Source organism: Jiella flava (assembly GCF_017349315.1).
In the GTDB taxonomy this organism is placed as follows: domain Bacteria; phylum Pseudomonadota; class Alphaproteobacteria; order Rhizobiales; family Rhizobiaceae; genus Jiella; species Jiella flava.
Genome location: NZ_JAFMPP010000003.1, coordinates 229,388 through 250,173 on the forward strand (window position 1 = coordinate 229,388; position 20,786 = coordinate 250,173).

Annotated in this window: 18 protein-coding genes; 7 read left to right on the plus strand and 11 right to left on the minus strand. The window is 65.6% G+C overall.

Features of this window, described 5'->3' with window-relative positions; genetic code table 11:
- The first annotated feature begins 134 nt into the window (after positions 1–134).
- Both urtD and urtE read left to right on the plus strand, forming a co-directional pair.
- Positions 135–917, plus strand: a complete 783-nt coding sequence (gene urtD / locus J1C48_RS05770) for an urea ABC transporter ATP-binding protein UrtD (RefSeq protein WP_207256919.1) — start codon at positions 135–137, stop codon at positions 915–917.
- A 67-nt stretch (positions 918–984) separates the two neighbouring features.
- Positions 985–1,680 carry an urea ABC transporter ATP-binding subunit UrtE gene (urtE, locus tag J1C48_RS05775; RefSeq protein WP_207256829.1) on the plus strand — a complete coding sequence of 232 codons (696 nt, stop codon included), beginning with the start codon at positions 985–987 and terminating at the stop codon, positions 1,678–1,680.
- Positions 1,681–1,708: 28 nt separating this feature from the next.
- Here urtE and J1C48_RS05780 read toward each other — a convergent pair whose 3' ends face one another.
- The 11 genes from J1C48_RS05780 to J1C48_RS05830 all read right to left on the minus strand — a co-directional run bounded on the left by J1C48_RS05780 (position 1,709) and on the right by J1C48_RS05830 (position 14,976).
- Positions 1,709–2,995, minus strand: a complete 1,287-nt coding sequence (locus J1C48_RS05780) for an FGGY-family carbohydrate kinase (protein WP_207256830.1) — start codon at positions 2,993–2,995, stop codon at positions 1,709–1,711.
- Positions 2,992–4,080: a class II aldolase/adducin family protein gene (locus tag J1C48_RS05785; protein WP_231081601.1), complete on the minus strand. Its 1,089-nt coding sequence runs from the start codon at positions 4,078–4,080 to the stop codon at positions 2,992–2,994. Before J1C48_RS05785 ends, J1C48_RS05780 begins: the two co-directional genes overlap by 4 nt.
- A 37-nt stretch (positions 4,081–4,117) precedes the next feature.
- Positions 4,118–5,632, minus strand: a complete 1,515-nt coding sequence (locus J1C48_RS05790) for a glycerol-3-phosphate dehydrogenase (RefSeq protein WP_207256831.1) — start codon at positions 5,630–5,632, stop codon at positions 4,118–4,120.
- A 25-nt stretch (positions 5,633–5,657) separates the two neighbouring features.
- Positions 5,658–6,695 carry a 2-hydroxyacid dehydrogenase gene (locus J1C48_RS05795; protein WP_207256832.1) on the minus strand — a complete coding sequence of 346 codons (1,038 nt, stop codon included), beginning with the start codon at positions 6,693–6,695 and terminating at the stop codon, positions 5,658–5,660.
- On the minus strand, positions 6,692–8,260 hold the full coding sequence (locus tag J1C48_RS05800; protein ID WP_207256833.1) for an FGGY-family carbohydrate kinase: 1,569 nt from the start codon (positions 8,258–8,260) through the stop codon (positions 6,692–6,694). Before J1C48_RS05800 ends, J1C48_RS05795 begins: the two co-directional genes overlap by 4 nt.
- Positions 8,260–9,408 carry an ABC transporter ATP-binding protein gene (locus tag J1C48_RS05805; protein WP_207256834.1) on the minus strand — a complete coding sequence of 383 codons (1,149 nt, stop codon included), beginning with the start codon at positions 9,406–9,408 and terminating at the stop codon, positions 8,260–8,262. The genes J1C48_RS05800 and J1C48_RS05805 overlap by 1 nt, the downstream gene beginning before the upstream one ends.
- A complete protein-coding gene (locus tag J1C48_RS05810; protein ID WP_207256835.1) occupies positions 9,405–10,520 on the minus strand; it encodes an ABC transporter ATP-binding protein in 1,116 nt (371 codons plus the stop codon). The genes J1C48_RS05805 and J1C48_RS05810 overlap by 4 nt, the downstream gene beginning before the upstream one ends.
- A 5-nt stretch (positions 10,521–10,525) precedes the next feature.
- Positions 10,526–11,383: a carbohydrate ABC transporter permease gene (locus J1C48_RS05815; protein WP_207256836.1), complete on the minus strand. Its 858-nt coding sequence runs from the start codon at positions 11,381–11,383 to the stop codon at positions 10,526–10,528.
- Positions 11,384–11,397: 14 nt separating this feature from the next.
- A complete protein-coding gene (locus tag J1C48_RS05820; protein ID WP_207256837.1) occupies positions 11,398–12,342 on the minus strand; it encodes a carbohydrate ABC transporter permease in 945 nt (314 codons plus the stop codon).
- 153 nt (positions 12,343–12,495) lie between these two features.
- Positions 12,496–13,938 carry an ABC transporter substrate-binding protein gene (locus J1C48_RS05825; protein WP_207256838.1) on the minus strand — a complete coding sequence of 481 codons (1,443 nt, stop codon included), beginning with the start codon at positions 13,936–13,938 and terminating at the stop codon, positions 12,496–12,498.
- Between the two features lie 60 nt (positions 13,939–13,998).
- Positions 13,999–14,976, minus strand: a complete 978-nt coding sequence (locus J1C48_RS05830; RefSeq protein ID WP_231081600.1) for a sugar-binding transcriptional regulator — start codon at positions 14,974–14,976, stop codon at positions 13,999–14,001.
- A 315-nt stretch (positions 14,977–15,291) separates the two neighbouring features.
- Between J1C48_RS05830 and J1C48_RS05835 the strand changes: the two genes are divergently transcribed.
- The 5 genes from J1C48_RS05835 to J1C48_RS05855 all read left to right on the plus strand — a co-directional run bounded on the left by J1C48_RS05835 (position 15,292) and on the right by J1C48_RS05855 (position 20,761).
- A complete protein-coding gene (locus J1C48_RS05835; RefSeq protein ID WP_207256839.1) occupies positions 15,292–16,557 on the plus strand; it encodes an ABC transporter substrate-binding protein in 1,266 nt (421 codons plus the stop codon).
- Between the two features lie 164 nt (positions 16,558–16,721).
- Positions 16,722–17,723: a carbohydrate ABC transporter permease gene (locus J1C48_RS05840; RefSeq protein ID WP_207256840.1), complete on the plus strand. Its 1,002-nt coding sequence runs from the start codon at positions 16,722–16,724 to the stop codon at positions 17,721–17,723.
- A 4-nt stretch (positions 17,724–17,727) separates the two neighbouring features.
- On the plus strand, positions 17,728–18,555 hold the full coding sequence (locus J1C48_RS05845) for a carbohydrate ABC transporter permease (protein WP_207256841.1): 828 nt from the start codon (positions 17,728–17,730) through the stop codon (positions 18,553–18,555).
- A gap of 2 nt (positions 18,556–18,557) precedes the next feature.
- Positions 18,558–19,073 carry a GNAT family N-acetyltransferase gene (locus J1C48_RS05850; protein WP_207256842.1) on the plus strand — a complete coding sequence of 172 codons (516 nt, stop codon included), beginning with the start codon at positions 18,558–18,560 and terminating at the stop codon, positions 19,071–19,073.
- Positions 19,074–19,102: 29 nt separating this feature from the next.
- The gene (locus J1C48_RS05855) at positions 19,103–20,761 is read left to right on the plus strand and encodes an alpha-glucosidase family protein (protein ID WP_425523488.1); all 1,659 of its coding nucleotides are present in this window, start codon (positions 19,103–19,105) and stop codon (positions 20,759–20,761) included.
- Positions 20,762–20,786: the final 25 nt, after the last annotated feature.

Below are 20,786 nucleotides of genomic sequence, written 5' to 3' on the forward strand. Positions count from 1 at the left end.
TGCGAGAGCCTTTGGGCCAAGACGGCATCGCGCCCGGTGCGAGCCCGGATGATGTGGCGGCCGGTCCGTCCAGCGATCCGGCGAAGGCTGACACTATCTCTTCCGTCGTCTCGCCGCATCCTTATGCCGCCGAAATGCGCCGGCGCCGGCTCGCCGCCGAGGCGCAAGGCCGGGCGCGGCGCGAGACGCTGCTCTATCTCGACGGCGTCACCAAGAGCTTCGACGGCTTCAAGGCGATCAACAACCTTTCACTGGTCATCGAGCGCGGTGAGATGCGGGCGATCATCGGCCCCAACGGTGCCGGCAAGACGACGATGATGGACATCATCACCGGCAAGACCCGGCCGGATCGCGGTGCGGTCTATTTCAACGGCGCGGTGGACCTGACCAAACACGACGAGGCGGCGATCGCCTCGATGGGGATCGGGCGCAAGTTCCAGAAGCCGACGGTGTTCGAGAGCCATACGGTGGAGGACAATATCCGCCTGTCGCTCGCCGGACCGCGTTCGGTGGTCGAGGCGCTGGTCCATCGCAAGAGCACGGCCGAACGCGAGCGGATCGCCGAGATCCTCGCGACCATTCGCTTGACCGACAAGCGCCGGACCTTCGCCGCCAATCTCAGCCACGGCCAGAAGCAGTGGCTGGAAATCGGCATGCTGCTCGCCCAGGATCCGGAACTGCTGCTTGTCGACGAGCCGGTGGCCGGCATGACCGACGCCGAGACCGTCGAAACCGCGCGGCTCTTGCGCGAGATCGCCGCGACCCGCTCGGTGGTGGTGGTCGAGCACGATATGAGCTTCGTGCGTGAACTGTCCGTCAAGGTGACCTGCCTGCATGAAGGCTCGGTGCTGTCGGAGGGAACGCTCGAGGCGGTGTCGAACGATCCGAAGGTGATCGAGGTCTATCTCGGACGATGAGCGCGCTGACGATGTCCGGATCGATCCGATGTGCCTTCGGCGCGACGCGCCTTGCGGAGGGCCTTGCATGCTGACCGTTGCCAATGCCGACCTTTACTACGGCGCCGCCCAGGCGCTCAGAAACGTCTCGCTGACGGCGAAGGCCGGCGAGATCACCTGCGTCCTCGGGCGCAACGGCGTCGGCAAGACCTCACTGCTGCGGGCGATCGTCGGCCAGCAGCCGATCCGTCGCGGCGAGATCGTTTTCGACGGCACATCGATGGGCCGCGAGGCGCCCTATGCGCGGGCCCGGCGAGGCATCGGCTTCGTGCCCCAGGGGCGCGAGATCTTTCCGCTGTTGACGGTGAGGGAAAATCTGCAGACCGGCTATGCGCCGCTGAAAGCTGCCGACCGCACAATTCCGGACGACGTTTTCGAGCTGTTTCCGGTGTTGAAGGACATGCTCGGCCGGCGGGGCGGCGATCTCTCCGGCGGCCAGCAGCAGCAGCTCGCCATCGCCCGCGCCCTCGTCACCCGGCCAAAGCTGTTGGTGCTCGACGAGCCGACCGAAGGCATCCAGCCCTCGATCATCAAGGATATCGGCCGGGCGATCCGGTTCCTGAAGGACAATTCCGGCATCGCGATCCTGCTCGTCGAGCAATATCTCGACTTCTGCCGGGATCTCGCGGATCGGGTCTATGTGATGGATCGCGGCGAAATCGTCTTCGACGGGCCGGCCGAGGGGCTGGACGATCCCGCCGTGCGCAAGCATCTGACGGTTTGAGACCCGCCGCCGGCGCCGGCGGGCGTCTTCAGGCGGCGCCGATCGCCTTCAGCGCCAGCCGCGCGGCGCCGACTGCGGCTTCCGTCGAAACGGCCGGGAGAAAGGGTACGCCGAGCGCCCGTTCGCGGATGCGCGTAAACCCCGGGTTCTTCGCCCCGCCGCCGACCGCCCGCACGCTGGCAAGCCTCGGCGCGCCGATCTCGGCGAGGCGGCGATAGCCGAGTGCCTCGACGCTGGCGATGCCCTCGAGCAGCCCTTGCAGAAAGCGCGCGTCCTCCTCGGGGCGTGGGGAGAGCCGCGGTTCAAGGTTCGGATCGGCGATCGGAAAGCGCTCGCCCGGGCGGTTGAGCGGATAATAGTCGAGGCCGGTGGGCGTTTCAGGCATCAATTGCGGAGTCAGCGCCGCGATCTGATCGGCATCGAAAAAGGCGGCGAGTACCGCGCCGCCGGCGTTCGATGCGCCGCCCGCCAGCCACATGTCGCCGATCCGGTGGCTGTAGATGCCGAATTGCGGGGCGTTGACCGGTCTGTCGGACAGAAGCTTCAGGACCAGGGTCGAGCCGAGGGCAGTCACCGCATCGCCGGGTCGATCGGCACCGGTGGCGAGAAACGAGGCGCAGCCATCGGTCGTCCCGCCGGCAAGGATCGCCCCCACCGGCAGGCCGAAGCGCTTCGCCGCCGCCGCGCCGAGCTGCGCCGCGGGCCGGCCCGGCAGCACCACCTTTGGCAGGCGGGCGACCTCCAGTCCGGCCGATGCGATCCAGTCCGGCCATTTTTCGTGGAGCGGGTCGTAGCCGGTCTTCAGCGCGTTGTTGGCGTCGGACATCGGCGCCGCGCCGGTGATCTGCGCGGCGATCCAGTCGGCCTGATGGGCGAGGCGGACGACGCCGTCCTGGCGCGACAGAAAGATCGCCCGCGCCAGCGCCGAACTGCTGCCCCGCGCGGGGCTCTCAGCGGGGGCTGCGGCGTTCACCGCCGCGATGATGGCCTCGTCCGGGCAGGGCTCGTCATAGAGCAGCGGCCGCGCGGCGGGGCGCCCGTCGGCGTGAAGGCCGAGCATGGTGCCTGAGGTGCCGTCGACGGCGAGGGCCTCGATCGAGGCGAGGGGCATGGCTGCGGCCAACCGGTCGAGGCAGGTCGAGACCGCTTGCCACCAGGACGTCGGATCAGCACGATCGGCCCCGCCCGGATAGCGTTCGGCAACGCTGTCGACGAGGGCGCCTTGCCGATCGAGCGCGGCGACACGCGCGCCGGAGGTGCCGACATCGATGCCGATCGCGATGGCCTCGCCGGCTTTGGTCTCAGCGCCGCTCATGACGTCACCGATCCTCTCGCGGAGGGGGTGTCGAGGGTCTGGCGGTAGCTCTCGGCCTCCCAATGGGTGAGGGCGTAGATCTCCTCGCCGGTCAAAGGCTTGAGCGGCACATCGGCGGGGATGCGGGCGGCGACGTCGGTGAGGCAGCCGACCATTGCCTCGCCGCTCGCCGTCAGGGTCTTTCGCATAAGCACCCCTCGATCGCCGACGACAAGCAGCGGCGACAGATCGTCTTCGCTTGTCGCGGCAAGGAAGCGCTTCATCGCCGCCGGCTCGGCCGCGATCGCGCCGATCGTCTCGCCGAGAAAGATGACATGGTCGGGATAAAGCGGGCCGGCGAGGGCGACGCGTCGGGATGCCGCATCGCGGGCCAACTGATGGGCGCGGGCATCCGTCGGCAGGCGGTACGGCGTCGCCTCGGCCAGAGCCGCGAGCCCGGCAAGATCGGCCGGCGGGTTTTCGCTGCGCGGGGGCACGGCGAGGGCGCCGATCGCTTGGTCGAGCCACTCGGCGGCCTGCGCGACGCTATCGCCGGCAACGACAAGGCCATGATTTTGAAGGACGAGGATGTCGGTCTGCGGCGCTGCGACCGCCTGAATGGCCCGGGCGAGCGGCACGCCCGGCCGCCGGTAGGGCACGAAGGCAAAGCGGGCTTCGAGCCCGGCGGCGGCAAGCTTCTCTCGGATTGCCGCCTCGCCGTCGGCGCGCACCGCAAGGGCGATCGTCTCGACGCAGTGGATGTGCAGGGCCACCGCCTGCCCCATGGCCGCATGCACGGTGGTTTCGATCGACGGGCGGAGCGTCGTTTCCGCAAGGTCTGAGGCGATGAAGTCGGTGGCCTTTTCGGCGCGCGGGTCGCCGGCTTGAAGCGCCGTCAGCAGCGGATCGATCCACACCGGCACGAAGATGTCGCGTTCCTTCGCCTGGGCGAGCCAGGTGCCGGAGGCTTTCACCCACATCAGGCCGCCCGCTTTGACCGAGGTGTTGCCGCCGGCTGCCTGGGTCTTCAACCGGTCCCGGCCGAGCGCTGCGGACAGCGTCTTCAGCGTGGCGAGCTCGTCATCGAGGTTCAATGCGTCCATCATGGCGTCTCCTCTCGATCCTGTCTTCGAACCGCCGGCCTCATTCGGCAGCGAGCGCCCGGCGTTCCGCAAGATAGGCGGCGACAGCCGCCTTCTCGCTCGGGCCCAAGGTCAGGCCATGCTTGGTGCGGCGCTCCAGGATGTCCTCGGCGGTTTCGGCCCATTCCGTGCAGGTGAGGAAATCGATCTCACGGGCGTAGAGCAGGCCGCCGAAATGGAGGCCGAACTGATCAAGGCTCGTCGCCTCACCGATCAGCGTCTCGGCGCGGGTCCCGTAGAGCCGGGCGTAATGCTTTGCCAGCGGTCGCGGCAGGAACGGATGGCGGGCCCGCAGGCCGGCTTCGAAGCTCTCGAAATCGGCATTCGGCATATCGCCGCCTGGCAGCGGCGCATCGGCGGTCCAGTCGCCGCTCATCTGCGGAAAGAACGGCTGCAGCTTGGCAAGGCCGCGCTCGGCGAGTTCCCGGTAGGTGGTGATCTTGCCGCCGAAGACCGACAGCATCGGCAGGGCGCCGTCCACCGCGTCGACATCGAAGACATAGTCGCGGGTGACCGCCGAGGGGGTGTCCGCGTCGTCTTCCAGCAGCGGCCGAACGCCGGAAAAGCTGGAGAGGACGTCGGCGCGCGACAGTTCGGCCTTCACATAGCGGTTCACCGCCGCCAGCAGGTAGTCGATCTCGCTCTCGTCGATCGTGACATCCGTGGCGTCGCCGTCATAGGCGATGTCGGTGGTGCCGATCAGCGCCTTGTCGCTCTGATAGGGATTGACAAAGATCACCCGCTTGTCGGTGTTCTGGAACAGATAGGCCTGACGGCCGTCCCAGAATTTCGGCGTGACGATGTGGCTGCCTTTGACCAGCCGCACCTTGCGGGCGGAATTGCCCCGGGTGACGTTGGCGATCACTTGGTCGACCCACGGGCCGGCGGCGTTGACGATGCCCTTTGCCGAAACGGTGAGCGTTTCGCCGTTGCCGCGCTTCAGCTCGATCCGCCACAGCCCGTCCTCGCGCCGGGCGGCAACGGCGCGGGTGCGCGGCAGGATGGTCGCGCCGCGGGCCTTGGCGTCGAGCGCGTTGAGGACGACGAGGCGGGCGTCGTCGACCCAGCAGTCGGAATATTCAAACCCCTTGGTGAAACGGTCCTTAATCGCGGCGCCTTCCGGTGCGGTGCGCAGATCCAGGCTGCGGGTCGGCGGCAGCCGTTTGCGCCCGCCGAGATGATCGTAGAGGAACAGCCCGAGCCGAACCAGCCAAGCCGGCCGCTGCTCCGGCGAATGGGGCAGGACGAAGCGCATCGGCCAGATGATGTGCGGCGCCGCCTTCAGCAGCACCTCGCGCTCGGACAGGGCTTCGCGCACCAGGCGGAACTCGTAATATTCGAGATAGCGCAGGCCGCCATGGACGAGCTTGCCGGAGCGCGAACTCGTCCCCTCGGCGAGATCGTCCTTTTCCGCCAGCATAACGGAAAGCCCGCGCCCGGCCGCATCTCGGGCGATGCCGGCTCCGTTGACGCCGCCGCCGATCACCAGAAGGTCGACCGTTCCGAGATCTTGCATGGCATTTCCCTTAAGCGCGGCGGGATCAACAGGGATTGACCGGCGGCTCGCCGGCGAGAAACCGCCTGACCTCTTCGGCCGCCTTTTCGGCCGCATAGGAGACCGTCTTGACGGATGCGCCGGCGATATGCGGCGTCAGCGTGACATTCGGCAAGGCCAGCAGCGGCCAGTCCGCCGGCACCGGCTCGACCGCGAAGGTCTCTAGCATCGCCCCTCGCAGATGGCCGGCCTGAAGGGTGGCGGTCAAGGCGTCGTAGTCGACCAGCGGGCCGCGCGCGGTGTTGATGAAGGTCGCATCCGGCTTCATCCGGGCGAAGGCATCCGCGTTCATGATGGCGGTCGTCTCCTCGCTCACCCGGCAATGCAGCGTGACGACGTCGGAGCGGGTGAGGAGATCGTCGAAGCCGACATGCTCGACGCTGGCGTCGCGATCCTCGCGCGAGAGCTGGACATAGGGGTCGGCGACCAGCACCTGGCAGCCGAAGGCGCGCAGGAGCTTGACGACGCGGGTGCCGATCGCGCCATAGCCGACGACGCCGACGGTCATCTCCGACAACTCGCGGCCGGTGCGGTCGGCGCGGTAGAGATCGCCGCGCCAGTCTTTCTGGCGGAGGGCGTCATGACCGCGGGTGATGTTGCGGGTCTCGGCGATGATCGCGCCGAGGGTGAATTCGGCGACGGCGGAGGCGTTGCGGCCGGGCGTATTGACGACGCGCACGCCGGCCTCGCGGGCCGCCGCCATGTCGACATTTACCGGCCCGCCGCGTGAGACGGCGACGAATTTCAGCTTCGGCAGCTTCTCGAGCATCTGCCGCGACAGCGGCGCCAGATGGGTGACCAGCATTTCGGCCTCGCCGATCATGGCGATCGTTGCCTCGGCCGAGCCCTGATATTCCTTCAGTCCGTCCATGCCGGCGACGGCATAGCCGTGCTCCATCGGCTCGTCGGGCCAGGGCAACGTGTGAAGCGTCATCTCGGGCCGCGCCGGGCAGGCGGCTTCGATCGCCGAACGGAACATCTCCGGCAGCATGAAATGGTCGCCGATGATCGACAGGCGGGTCATGGGTGCAATCCGCGTTTGATTGTGGCGAGCCGCGCCCAGGCGGGGCGCAGCGCGCGGGACAGGTCGCGATAAAGCGCGAAGGCTTCGGCATAAGGCAGGGCGAGCGTCGCGTCAGGGCTCGTTGGCTGGGAGAGGCGCGGCGTCACCCAGCTGTTGGCCGCCGCTCCGATATCGGCAAAATGGCCTTGCTGGACAAGCGCGATCATCGCCGCGCCGGCGGCGCCCGCCTCGGCTATGTCGGTGGTGCGCACGGGGGTGCCGAGAATGCTGGCGAGAATTTTGCGCATCGCCTTGGAGCGCGCCGCGCCGCCCGTCAGCCGCACCTCGGCGGGGATCGCGCCGGTCGCCTCGAAACAGTCGCGGGCGGCAAAGCCGAGGCCCTCGAAGACGCTGCGCATCAGCGCGTCGAACCCCGTGCCGGCGACGAGGCCGGTGAAATTGGCCCGGGCCAGCGGATCCATGAACGGCCCGCGCTCGCCGGCCTCGGAGATATAGGGATGATAGATCGCGGCGAGCGGCGGGGCGCCGAGCACCTTGGTGTCGAGGCGGGCGACGAGATCGGCGCGGCTGCGATCGACGCCGCCCTCGCGCAGGATGCCGTCGGCGAGATCGAGCAGGAAGTCGATATTCAGCGTCGCCGCCATGTTCGACTGGATCTGCGCCACCGCGCGGTCGCTCGGCAGGACCATCACATAGCCGCTGCCGTCGGCGTTCAGATGGGCGTCTTCGAAGTTCCGTACATAGCGCATATGCATGCCGGTCGAGCCGAGGATCGAGCAGCCGGTGTCGCCGGCCCGTGAGATCAGCCCGCCGCCGACGGCGGTGCAGACGACGTCGACATAGCCCAGCACGATCGGGGTGCCGGCGAGAAGTCCCGTCGCCCGTGCGGCCTCGGGGCTGAGCGGATGGCTCTCCTTGCGCCCGTCGACGATCGGCGGCAAGAGGTGGCGATAGGCTGAAAGCCCCAGGCCGTCGATGACGCTGTCGGAATAGTCGCGGGTGCGAAAATCGCCGAAGGTGAAGGTCGCTTCGCTCGGATCGACGGCGCGGATCCCGGTCAGCTTGAAATAAAGCCAGTCCTTGCAGTGAAAGGCGCTTGTCGCCTGGGCCAGCCAGTCCGGCGTGCTGCGCTTCATATGCAGAAGCTGGGTGCTTTGCTGGCAGGGGTTGATGCCGGTGCCGGTGGTCTCGAACTGGCGGCGATAGTCGGGGCCGTTGAGGCATTCGGTGGCGATGTCGCCGGCCCGCGCGTCGAGCCAGAGCCAGGCCGGCGCCACCGGTTCGCCGGCGGCATCAACAAGCCAGGTGCCGTCGCCCTGGCCGGTGACGGCGATGGCGGCAACGCTGGATGCGCCGCCGGGCAGCTTAGCAACGAGCGCCTTCAGGGTTTCGACCGTGTCGGTGAAGGTGCGGGCCATGTCCTGCACCACGCCGCCATTCGGCAGATGGTCGTAATGGTTCGGCCGCGCGGCCTCGGCGATTTGCCGGCCGTGGAGGTCGAAGGCGACCGACTTGATCACCGAGGTGCCGGCGTCGATGCCGATGAGGATCGTCGGGGCGGCCATCAGTGTGCTCCACCGCTTGCGAGACTGCGGCCATGGGCGAGCGCGGTGCCGTCTTCGGCAAAGAGATGCAGCTTGTCGGCCGGGACGTCGACGGCGAGCGCCTCGCCGGCCCTGGCGGCGAAGCGGTTGTCGAGGGTGGCGACGATGACGCCGTCGCCAAAGGCCGATTCCAGATGGGTCTGGTCGCCGATCCACTGGTTGGAGACGACCTTTGCCGTGGCGCCCCGCGCGCCATTCAACGGCGAGACGGCGACATCGGCCGGCCGCACGCCGACAACGAGGGCGTTCCGCCGTTCGAGCAGCGACACCACTGCATCGTCGATCGTTCCCGGCTCGTAGCCGAAGAGCTCCTCGCCCCTGGCTCGCAACGAAATGCGGCCGTTAAAGATCTGCGGCTCGACCCGGTAGACATTCATCGGTGGTTCGCCGATGAAGGTGCCGACGAAAAGATTAGCCGGCTTTTCTTTCAGGTCGGCGGGTGAGGCGAATTGCTGCAACACGCCGCCCTCCATCACCGCGATCCGGTCGGCGAGCGCATTGGCTTCGGTCTGATCGTGGGTGACTAGGATGGCGGTGAGGCCATGCTCGCGCAGATAGCGCTTCAGCCGGCCGCGCAGCACCGCCCGCAGCTGCGGTTCGAGCTGGCCCATCGGCTCGTCGAGAAGATAGATGTCGGCCTTGCGAACCAGCGCCCGGCCGAGGCTTGCGCGCTGCTGCTGGCCGGCCGAGACCGTGGACGGATAGCGGTCGAGATGTCTGGTCAGCTCCAACAGGCCGGCGATCTCTTCGACCCGGCGGTTGGTCTCGGCGCTGCCGAGCTTTTCCGATTTCAGCGCGAAGGCGATGTTCTGGCGCAGCGTCAGCGGCGGGTAGAGCGAATAGCCCTCAAAGGCCATGGCGACGCCGCGCTTGGCCGGCGGCAGCTTGTGGATCTCGCGGCCGCCGATGGAAATTGCACCCTTGCTGACCTCCTCGAAGCCGGCGATCATCCGCAATGTCGAGGTCTTGCCGCAGCCGGACGAGCCGAGCAGCGCGACGATCTCGCCGGGTTCGATATGGATGGTGAAATCGCGCACCGCGTAGATCGGGTTCTTGGCCTTGGCGGCATAGATCTTGTTGACGCTGTCGAGACGGACGGACGCGGTCATTCGATGGGCCTCCCGGCCGCGGCATCGGGCGCGATGCGGTGGCCGCTCTCCTTGTCGAACAGCATGATGTCCTCGGGCGCGGCACCGATGGTGAGCGTTGCGCCTTCACCGGCGTCGCTGCCTTCGCCGAAATCGCGCGAGGTGTAGAATTCCTGGCCGTCTTCGGTGATGAGCAGGCGCACCATCCGATCATTGAGTGGCAACAGGGCGGCGACGGTGGCGTTGATCGCGCCGGCCGATCCGGCTCTTGAGCGGACGACGCTTTCGGGCCGGATGCCGAGCACGACCGGACGCCCCGCAGCGGCCTTGAAGCCGGCGGGAAGCGCCAGCCGGGCCCGGCCGACCCGTGCCGTGACATGGCCGTCCTCGGCCATGACCTCAGCGTCGAAGAGGTTGATCACCGGATCGCCGAACAGCTCGGCGACGGCGATGGTGGCGGGGGCGAGATAGATCTCCTCCGGCGTGCCCACCTGGGCGAAGCGGCCGTCCATCAGCACCGCGATCCGATCGCCGAGCGCCATCGCCTCGCGATAGTCCTGGGTGACGTAAAGCACCGTCGAGCCGAAGCCTTCGAGCAGGCGCGGCAGTTCCAGCCGCATCTCGAAGCGCAGCTTGGCGTCGACATTGCGCAACGGATCGTCGAGCAGCAGGATTTTCGGGGCGCCGACGAGGGCCCGGGCAAGGGCGGTTCGCTGCTTCTGGCCGTTGGAAAGGGCGCGCGGCGCGTGGTTCAGCACATGATCGATTTTCAACAGTTCGGCGATCTTGCGCACGCCGACGGCGATCCCGTCGCCCTTGGCCGGCTTTGCCTCGAGCGGCGCGGCGATGTTTTCGAAGGCCGACATGTGGGGGAAGAGGGCGAAGTTCTGAAACGCCATCCCGACCGAGCGGTGCTCCGGCGCGACCTCGATCAGATCTTCGCCATTCATCAAAATCTCGCCCGCTTCGGGCTCGGTCATTCCGGCGATCAGCCGCAAGAGCACGGTCTTGCCGGCGCCCGACGGACCGAAGATCGCCAGCGTCTCGCCATCTTCGATCGACAGCGAGACGGCATCCAGAATGGTGTCCTTGCCGTAACGCTTGGTGACGTTGTTGAGTGCGAGCGTCGTCATCGTCGTCAACCTTTCACCGCACCGAGCGACAGGCCCTCGACGAGATAGCGCTGGGCGAACAGGGCGAGCGCGAGCGTCGGGGTAATCGAGATCACCGCCGCTGCGGCGATCTGGCCGTATTGGATGCCCGAGGCGGTGACGAAGGCGAGAGCGCCGACGGTCACCGGCTGCTTGTCGGCCGAGGCAAGCACCAAGGCGAAGACGAAGTTGTTCCAGGCGAAGATGAAGGACAACAGCGCCGCCGCCGCGATGCCGGGTCGGGCGAGCGGGATCGAGATCTTGAAGAAGGTCTTCGCCCAGGAGTGACCGGCAATCCGATAGGCATGCTCGATGTCGGGGCTGATATCCTCGAAATAGCCGCGCACGATCCACAGGATCAGCGGCAGGGTGATCAGCTGATAGACCCAGATCAGCCCGAAATAGGTGTTCGCCAGGCCGATCTTTTGGAAGTAGATCGTCAGCGGCAGAAGCACGAGCAGCGGCGGGGCGAATTTGAACGATAGAAGCGTGAAGGCGATGTCCTCGGAAAAGCGGAATTTGTAGCGGGCAAAGGCATAGGCGGCCGGCACCGCGAGGACGAGCGAAAGCGCCACCGAGGCGGTCGACAGGATGAAGCTGTTGAAGAGGTTTTGCATGAAGTTGAGCGTCAAGACGCCGCTCGCCGTCTTCAACTGGCCGGTGATCAGTGAGGTGTAGTTCTCGAGGGTCGGCGAGAAGAACAGGCTCGGTGGGATCCGCAGGATCTGCGCGTTGGTCTGGAAGCTCATCAGAACAATCCAGAAAATCGGGAAGAGGAAGAAGATCAGCGCCAGCGCGATCAGGATGCCGCGCAGAACCCGCTCACCGGTGGACATATGTTGCATCGCGTCGTCCTCCCTTATTCCTCTGAGATGCCTTGTGCCCGCTCGCGCAAACGCAGCCAGTTCTTCACGAAGACGTTGGACAGGAAGAAGGTGATCGCCCAAAGCACCATCAAAAGCGCTGCCGAGCGCCCGACATTGGTGAACTGGAAGAACTGCAGATAGCTCTCGACCTGAAACACCGTCAGCGTGTTGCCGGGGCCGCCCTGGGTCATGGCGTAGATGATGTCGAACTGCTGGATCGACTCCAGCATGCGAAACAGCGAGGCCGTCAGGATGTAGGGCATCAGCATCGGCAGGGTGATGCGGAAGAACACGAAGGTCTTCGGCACACCGTCGAGCGCCGCCGCTTCGAAGGGCTGTTTGGGTAGCGAGCGCAGGCCGGCGAGCAAAAGCACCATGATGAAGGGCGTATAAACCCAGACATCGACGAGGATGACGGTGAAGAGCGCCGTCGAGGGATCGGAGGCCCAGCGGAAATTGGTGAGGCCGATCAGCCCGACGAGATAGCTGAGAATGCCGAAATTCGGGTTGGTCATCAGCTTCCACATCAGCGCGGCGAGCGCCGGCGCGACCATCAGCGGCAACAGAAGCAGCATCGCTGCGAGATTGTTGAAGCGGGTCGATCGCTGCAGCAGGATGGCGATGCCGAGACCCAGCACCAGTTCGACGACGACGGTGATCACCGTGTAGAGCAGCGAGACCTGGACGGTATACCAGAAGCGCCCGTCGCTGAGGAAATGCAGGTAGTTGTCGAACCAGACGAAACCCTTCAGCTGCGGCAGCGAGAGCCGGTAGCGCAGCAGGGAATAATAGATCGCCGTGAAGAACGGGATCACGATCCATACCGTCACCAAAAGAGCCGGAAGGCTGAGGAGATAAGGCAGCCATTTCTGCCGGCGGCGGCGCCGTGAGGGCGACGCCGTTTTTGCCGAAATGGATGCGTGTTCGAGGGCGGACATATTCGACCTGCCGATCGCCTGATGCAAGAACGAAGCCGGCGTACTTTTTCGACATCGCCGGCGCATGGGTGCGTGACAGATCCGCCGCCGCGGCGGGTCGGCGTCGACGCGCTGGGGCGCGGGACGTCGAGCGGCGGCGGACCGGCCCCGCGGCTATTGCAGGCCGGCCTGGCTCATCTGATCGTCGATCGAGGCGACGAGCTGGTCGAGGCCTTCGTCCACCGGCAGCTCCTTGGCGACCAGCCGCTGCAGCATCGCCGCCCAGGCGGTGGTCACGTCGAAGAACAGCGGTTGCGGCGTGAAATAGATCTTGGCGCCGGGCTCGGAGGCTTTGAACTGCTCCAGATAGCCGGCGTTTTGGGCGATCCGCGTCTTGAAGTCGTCATTGTCCCAGACCGACTGGCGGACCGGATTGACCATGTCCTTCTTCACCGCGCCGAAGAGGTCGTGCTCCTTCGAGGTCGCCCACTGCATGAAGTACCAAGCGGCGTCCTTCTTGGTGGAGAAGTTCGACATGGCAAGCGACCAGATCCAGACGTTCGGCGTCGGCTCCTTGGCGTCCGGATTGGCGGCAAAGGCGTGGAAGCCGATATTGCCCTTTTCCTTGGTGTCGCCGTTGTTCTGGAAATAGCCGAGAATGTCGGCGTCGAAGATCATGCCCGAGGCGCCGGCGCCGAGATCGTTGCCGACCTGATACCAGGTGTAGGTCGACCAGTTCTTCGGGCCCGATTCCTGGATCATCTTCACCCAGTCGGCGGTGAATGTCTTGGCCTCGGGCGAATTCATCGCCGCCTTCAGGCTGCCGCCGTCGACGGTAAAATCCTTGGCGCCGTAATTGACGTAGCCCGACAGGAAGCCGGGGTGGATCGTCGCCCAGGAGCGTGAGCCGCGCACCCCGATGCCGTAGACGCCGGAGACATCCTTGGTGATCTTCGCCGCCGTTTCCATCAGGTCGGGCAGGTTCTTCGGCACTTCCAGCTTTTGCTGATCGAAGATCCGCTTGTTGTAGCTGATCGAGTTGAGCTCGAAGGCCCAGGGCAGCGCCCATTGCTTGGCGCCTTTGCCGCCGAGCGCTTCGCCTGGCACGCCGGACCAGGAGGTCGAAGCGCGCAGATTGGGCAGCACGTCGTCCCAGTCCCAGGTGCCGGCGGTCTTGGCAGAATCCTGGATATAATCGTTGAGATCGACCAGCCAGCCGGCCGGGCCGTAGGTCCAGGTCTGGTAGGCGCCGGTCATCAGCGCATCGTATTCCGAGGAGCTTGAGGACAGCGCCGCCGTCACCTTGTCGAAATAGACGTCCTCCGGGAAGACGTCATAGGTGACGTCCATGCCGGTCAGCTCTTTGAAGGCGTCGAGATCGGCGATCATCGCGTCGGCATAGGGATGCTTGTTCAGCAGAAGCTTCAGCGTGGTGCCTTTGTGGGCCTTCCAATCGAAGCTGGAATCGGCGGCAAGCGCGCTGCTCGCCATCTGCCCCATCAGGCCGCTCATCGCCGCCGCGCCGAGGCCGAGCTGGCTCGCCCGCCGCATGAAGTCCCGACGACCGATGCGGTGGCCCGCAAGGGCCGCGATAAGATCGCGTTCCTGATCGTACATGGCTAAAATTCCTCCCGAGTTTTGGCCGGCATCGTTTCCTCCGCACCGGCCGATTGATCCCTATCGCGCGGGCGCCTCCCCCAGCACCTTGCGGGCCGTCAACTCGTCGATGACGAGGCCGTTCAAAATGCCGCTGCGCAAAAGGGCGAGCGTCGGGCGGACCTTTTCGGGCCCACCGACGATGCCGACCACCGTGGCGCGGGCGAGATGATGCAGATCCGGCGCCAGCGCCCGGGCGCTGAAGGCTTCGGCAGCCGGCGTTCCATCCAGCTGGAAATAATGGCCGAGCAACTCGCCCGCCGCGCCGCTGTCGCGCAGGATGCCCATCTCCTCTTCGCCGACCATGTTGTTGGCGAGCAGCGAGGCATCGGCCGAAACGCTGCCGATGCCGACAAAGACCAGCGAGGCCGAGCAGGCGATATCGAAGACCTCGCCGACGCCGGACTGGGACAGAAGCACCTTCTTGTCCTCGAGCGAATTGGCGAACAGCGGCAGCGGGATCTGATAGGCCTCGGCGTCGGTCTTTTCGGCCAACCGGTGGATGACGTCGAACGGGTTGGCGGCAAAGCGTCGGTTGAAGCCGCCCAGTACCGAGACGAAGCGGGTGTTGCCCGCCTCGACCGAGGGCATGCGGTTGACGGCGGCGGCAAGGGTGCGGCCGTGGCCGACGCCGATCAGATTGTGTTCGCCGCGTTCGATCTCATTCTTCAGGAAGGTCGCGCCTGCAAGGCCGAGGGCGGTGAGCGGCATGCCCGGCTCGTCGAGATCCGGGGCGACACGGCAAAAAGCGAGGCTGAAGCGCGCGCTCAGGGCGTCTTCGAGCTCGATGCATTCGGCGACTTCGCCGTCGACGAAGACGCGGATCAGACCGTCGCGCGTGGCGCGGGCGATCAGCCGGTGCGCCTTGGTGTTGGCGACGCCGAGGCGCTTGGCGATTTCGCTCTGGGTCAACCCGCCGGAGAAATACAGCCAGGCCGCCCGTGCCGACAGGCTGGCCTCGTCGATCTCGCTCCTGGGTTCGGCGACGTTCGCCCGCACTTTCGTCTCCCTGGTGGACGTCTTGCTGCGGTTCGAATTATTTTTCAACTTTGGCAAAAAATTTCACTCCTTTCTCAATCTGTCAAGCCCGTTGCGTCCATCCCGTGTCGCTGGACAGGCAGGTGCGGGCCGCCTCGACGCATTGATTTCATCGCGCAACTTGCCTTTCCTCCACGTTCCGTTAGCATTCATTTCTAACGGGATGTGGCATCGATACACTCGCTCTGCGAGTGAGGGAAACTCGTGTGTCATCAAGGCCGTAAAGGCACGTCCCAAGCCCGTCGCAACAGACGGTCGACCAAGGGAGGAAACTTGATGAATTTGCGCACGATGTCGGCGGCGGTCGCGCTCGCGGGGCTGTTGGCGGCTGGCACCGCCGGTGCCGCCGAACTGTCGATCGTTTCGGGGGCCGTCGGGGAGGATATTCAGGAACTGCGCACGCAGCTCGACGAGTTCCAGAAGGCGACCGGCCACACGGTCAAGATCGTTGAGATGCCGGCCTCGACCACCGACCAGTTCGGCCAGTATCGGCTCTGGCTGTCGGCCGGCAATGCGGACATCGACGTTTATCGCACCGACGTGATCTGGGCGCCGCAGCTCGCGGCGAGCTTTGTCGACCTGAAGGAGGCGATGAAGGACGAAATCCCCAAACACAATCCGTCGATCATCCAGTCGCAGACGGTCGACGGCAAGCTGGTGGCTTTTCCGATGTTCACCGACGCGCCGGCGCTGTTTTATCGCAAGGATCTTCTGGAAAAATACGGCAAAGCGCCGCCGAAGACCTGGAAGGATCTGACCGAGACCGCCCGGGAGATCCAGAACAAGGAGCGGGCGGCCGGCCACAAGCAGATGAACGGCTTCGTCTTTCAGGGCGCGCCCTATGAGGGGCTGACCTGCGACGGGCTGGAATGGGTGGCCTCCAATGGCGGTGGCCAGATCGTCGATCCCGACGGCAAGATCACCATCAACAATCCAAAGGCCGCCGCGGCGCTCGAGATGGCCAAGAGCTGGATCGGGACGATCGCGCCCGAAGGCGTTCTGTCCTACAAAGAGGAAGAGTCGCGTGGCGTCTGGCAGACCGGCAACGCCGTCTTCATGCGCAACTGGCCCTATGCGTACGCTTTGTCGAATGGCGATGATTCGGCGGTCAAGGGCAAGTTCGACGTGGTGCCGCTGCCGGCGGGCGAAGGCGGCCAATCCGCCGCCTGCCTCGGCGGCTGGAATCTGGCCGTGTCGAAATATTCCAAGCACCAGGATCTGGCGATCGAACTCGTCAAATTCCTGACCTCGGAGAAGGCGGAGAAGGAGCGGGCCATCGATCAGGCCCGCCTGCCGACCATCCCCGAACTCTACAAGGATCCGGACATCGCCAAGGCCCAGCCGATCGTCGCCTCCTGGGGCGCCGTCGTCGAAAAGGCCGTGCCGCGCCCCTCGGCGCCGACCAAGCGTCAGTATAACGAGGTCTCCAAGGATTTTTGGACCGCCGTCAACGAGACGCTGTCGGGCCGGGGCTCGGCGAAGGACAATCTCGCCAAGCTTGAAAAGCAGCTGCGTCGCCTCAAACGCAGCGCCTGGGAGTGATCCGGCGCCCTCCGCATGTTGGCTGACCGGCGCTGACGCGGTGCAACAACGAGGACACGCTCCAATCGGTGCGCCGCTCTGACGCCGCGCGAGCTTCGGGCGTGATCCCTGATCCGCCGGACGAGGCGGCAGGCGCGATCCAAAATCTTTGACGGGAGGAGGCGATGGCAGAGGTCGAAGCGGGCGTGCCGCCGACCGAGACGGCGTTCCGGGTGAAACGGGACGAGCCGCGAATGCGCTCGGATCTCTCCCGCCAGCGGCTGCGCTCGGCCTGGATCTTCCTCGCGCCGATGCTGCTTGTCCTCGCCCTTGTCGCCGGCTGGCCGCTTTTGAAGACCATCTGGTTCTCGCTGACCGATGCCAGTCTCTCCGACCTTGCCGGTGCGAAATTCGTCGGGCTGCGCAACTACTATGAATATGTCGACTACGGCGACGGCACCGGCGAATATTTCGGCCTGTTGTTCGATCCGGCGTGGTGGAACGCGGTCTGGAACACCGTCTCTTACACCGCGATTTCGGTCTCGATCGAGACGGGGCTCGGCCTCGTCTTCGCCCTTGTCCTCAACGCCGAATTCAAGGGGCGCGCTATGGTGCGCGCCGCCGTGCTGATCCCCTGGGCGATCCCGACCATCGTCTCGGCCAAGATGTGGGCGTGGATGATGAACGACCAGTTCGGCATCCTCAACGACATGCTGATGCATGTCGGACTGATTTCATCGCCGGTCGCCTGGACCGCCAATCCCGAGACCGCCATGTGGGCGGTGATCATCGTCGACGTTTGGAAGACGACGCCCTTCATGGCGCTGTTGATCCTCGCCGGCCTGCAGATGGTGCCGGGCGACGTCTACGAGGCGGCCAAGATCGACGGCATCCATCCGGTCAAGGTGTTCTTCAAGGTGACGCTGCCCTTGATCCGCCCGGCGATCCTCGTCGCCGTGATCTTCCGCGCCCTCGACGCGCTTCGGGTGTTCGACCTGATCTACGTGCTGACGCCCAACAACACCCAGACCAAGTCGATGTCGGTCTTTGCCCAGGAAAATCTCTTCCAGTTCGACAAGTTCGCCTATGGCTCGGCCGCCTCGACGCTGCTGTTCCTGGTGATCGCCTTCATCACCTTGTTCTACATCAAGGTTGCCCGGCTCGATCTCGGCGGGCGGGGAGGCTGAGCCGATGCCCTATGTCGTGAAACGCACCGGCTTTTACGCGCTTGTCGCCTTCATCGTCCTGTTTTCGATCTTTCCCTTCTATTACGCGATCCTGACCAGTCTGAAGTCCGGCACGGCGCTCTTTCAGATCAACTATCTGCCGGTCGATTTCTCGCTCGGCAATTACGAGGGCGTGCTGTCGAACGGCGTCTTTCCGCTAAACATCCTCAATTCGGTGATCGTCGCCGTCACGGTGGTTGCGATCTCGCTGTTCTTGGCGGTCACGGCCGCCTATGCCCTGTCGCGCATCAACTTCGTCGGGCGCGGGCTGTTGCTGTTGACGATCCTCGCGGTCTCGATGTTTCCGCAGATCGCGGTGCTCGCCGGGCTGTTCGAGATGGTGCGCTGGGCCGGCCTCTACAACACGCTGTTTTCGCTAGTCTTCGCCTATATGATCTTCACCCTGCCCTTCACCGTTTGGGTGCTCACCACCTTCATGCGCGATCTGCCGGTGGAAATCGAGGAAGCGGCGATCGTCGACGGCGCCTCGCCCTTCACCATCGTCATGCGGGTGTTCTTGCCGCTGATGTGGCCGGCGCTGGTGACCACCGGGCTCCTTGCCTTCATCGCCGCCTGGAACGAGTTCCTCTTCGCCTTGACCTTCGTCTCGAACAACTCGACCCGCACCGTGCCGGTGGCGATCGCGCTGCTCTCTGGGGCGTCGGAGCAGGAAATCCCCTGGGGCACGATCATGGCGGCTTCGGTGATCGTCACCGTGCCGCTGATCGTTCTGGTGCTGATCTTCCAGCGCAAGATCATCTCCGGCCTGACTGCCGGCGGCGTGAAGGGTTGACGATGGGCGCGGCGGTTCGGATCCGGCCCGAGACCAAAGGCGACATCGCGGCGATCCGCGACCTCACGCAGACGGCGTTCGGCGCCGCGCCACACAGTGACGGCACCGAGGCGGCGATCATCGACGCTCTGCGTGCGGCTGGCGCGCTGACGCTGTCGCTCGTCGCGGTCGATCCGCAGGGTCAAATCGTCGGCCATGTCGCCTTTTCGCCGGCCGGCCTGTCGAGCGGCGCGGCCGATTGCTATGCGCTCGGGCCGATCGCCGTCTGGCCGGAGCGGCAGGGCGAGGGGATCGGCTCGGCGCTGGTGGTCGAGGGCCTCGCCCAGCTGAAGGCGGTCGACGCCAAAGCCTGTGTGCTCGTCGGCGATCCGGGTTTTTACGGGCGATTCGGCTTTGCCAGCGACCCGGCTCTGACCTATCGGGATCTGCCGGCGAAATATGTGCAATGCCTCGTCATCGTCCCGCCGGCTTCGATGGGCGAGATTACCTTTCACGCGGCCTTCGACGTCGCGGTCTGATGGAGACTGCCATGGACAATCCCGCTGACATGGTCCGCGTGGACACCTCTCCGCAGCCCGGTCGGCCGGCGCGCGACTGGTGGCGGGGCTGCGTGCTCTACCAGATCTATCCGCGCTCCTTTCAGGATTCGAACGGCGACGGCATCGGCGATCTGGCCGGCATCACCCGCCGGCTCGGCCATGTCGCCTCGCTGGGCGTCGACGCGATCTGGATCTCGCCCTTCATGACCTCGCCGATGAAGGATTTCGGCTACGACATCGCCGATTATCGCGACGTCGACCCGATCTTCGGAACGCTCGCCGATTTCGACGCGCTGGTCGCCGAGGCGCATCGGCTGGGCCTCAAGGTCGTCATCGACCAGGTGCTGTCGCACAGCTCGGACCAGCATCCCTGGTTCAAGGCGAGCCGCTCGAGCCGCGACAACCATCAGGCCGATTGGTATGTCTGGGCCGATGCCAAGCCCGACGGCACACCGCCGAACAACTGGCTCTCGGTCTTCGGCGGCTCGTCCTGGGAATGGGATTCGCGCCGGCGGCAATATTACCTGCACAACTTTCTGACCAGTCAGCCGGATCTCAATTTCCACAATCCGGCGGTGCGCAAGGCGCTGCTCGCCGATGTGCGCTTCTGGCTCGATCGCGGCGTTGACGGCTTCCGGCTGGATACGGCGAATTTCTACTTCCACGATGCGGCGCTGACCGACAATCCGCCGCTTGATGCGGCCTTGCAGTCCGAGGTGATGGCCTCGCGCAACCAGCCCTACAACTGGCAGGACCATCGCCACGACAAGAACCGGCCGGAGGTTCTGACCTTCTTCGCCGAATTGCGGGCGCTGCTCGACGACTACGGCGCCATGGCCGTCGGCGAGGTCGGCGAGCGGATCCGCGGCGTCGAGCTGATGGCCGAATACACCACCGGCTCCGACCGGTTGCATATGTGCTACGCCTTCGACTTTCTCTCCGGCGCGATGCCGCCGGCCGAGGCGGTGCGGACGATCCTCGAGCGCTTCGAGGCAGCGGGGCCGGATGGCTGGGCCTGCTGGGCCTTTTCCAATCATGACGTCGAGCGCCATGCCACGCGCTGGACCGCTGGCCAGGATGGGAGCGAGCGCATCTTGCGGCTCGCCGCCGGCATTCTGATGACCCTGCGCGGATCGGTCTGCCTCTATCAGGGGGAGGAGCTTGGCCTCACCGAGGCGGAGATCGCTTACGAGGATCTTGTCGATCCCTATGGCATCAATTTCTGGCCCGAGGTGAAGGGCCGCGACGGCTGCCGCACGCCGATGGCCTGGGAGAGCCACGCGCCCAACGCCGGCTTTTCCACCGCCAGGCCCTGGCTGCCGGTGCCGGCCGATCACGCCTTTCGCGCCGTCGATGCGATGGAAGCCGAGCCGGATTCGCTCCTGCATGTCTATCGCCGCCTGATCGCCTTTCGCGCCGCCCATCCGGTGCTGGCCAAGGGCGCGATCCGCTGTCTCGATGCGGCCGATGACATCCTTGCTTTTATCCGTGAGGGTCAGGGCGAGGGCGAGCGGCTGCTCTGCGTCTTCAACCTGTCGGATCGGCCGGCGACGTTCGATCTCACAACGCATGATCCGCAGCCGCTCGAAGGTCACGGCTTTGCCGGGCAGCGGGAGGGGGGGCGGCTTCGCCTCGCCGCCCATGACGGCTTTATCGGCGCCCTTTAGGGCGTTGGACGCAGCAGGATTTGGG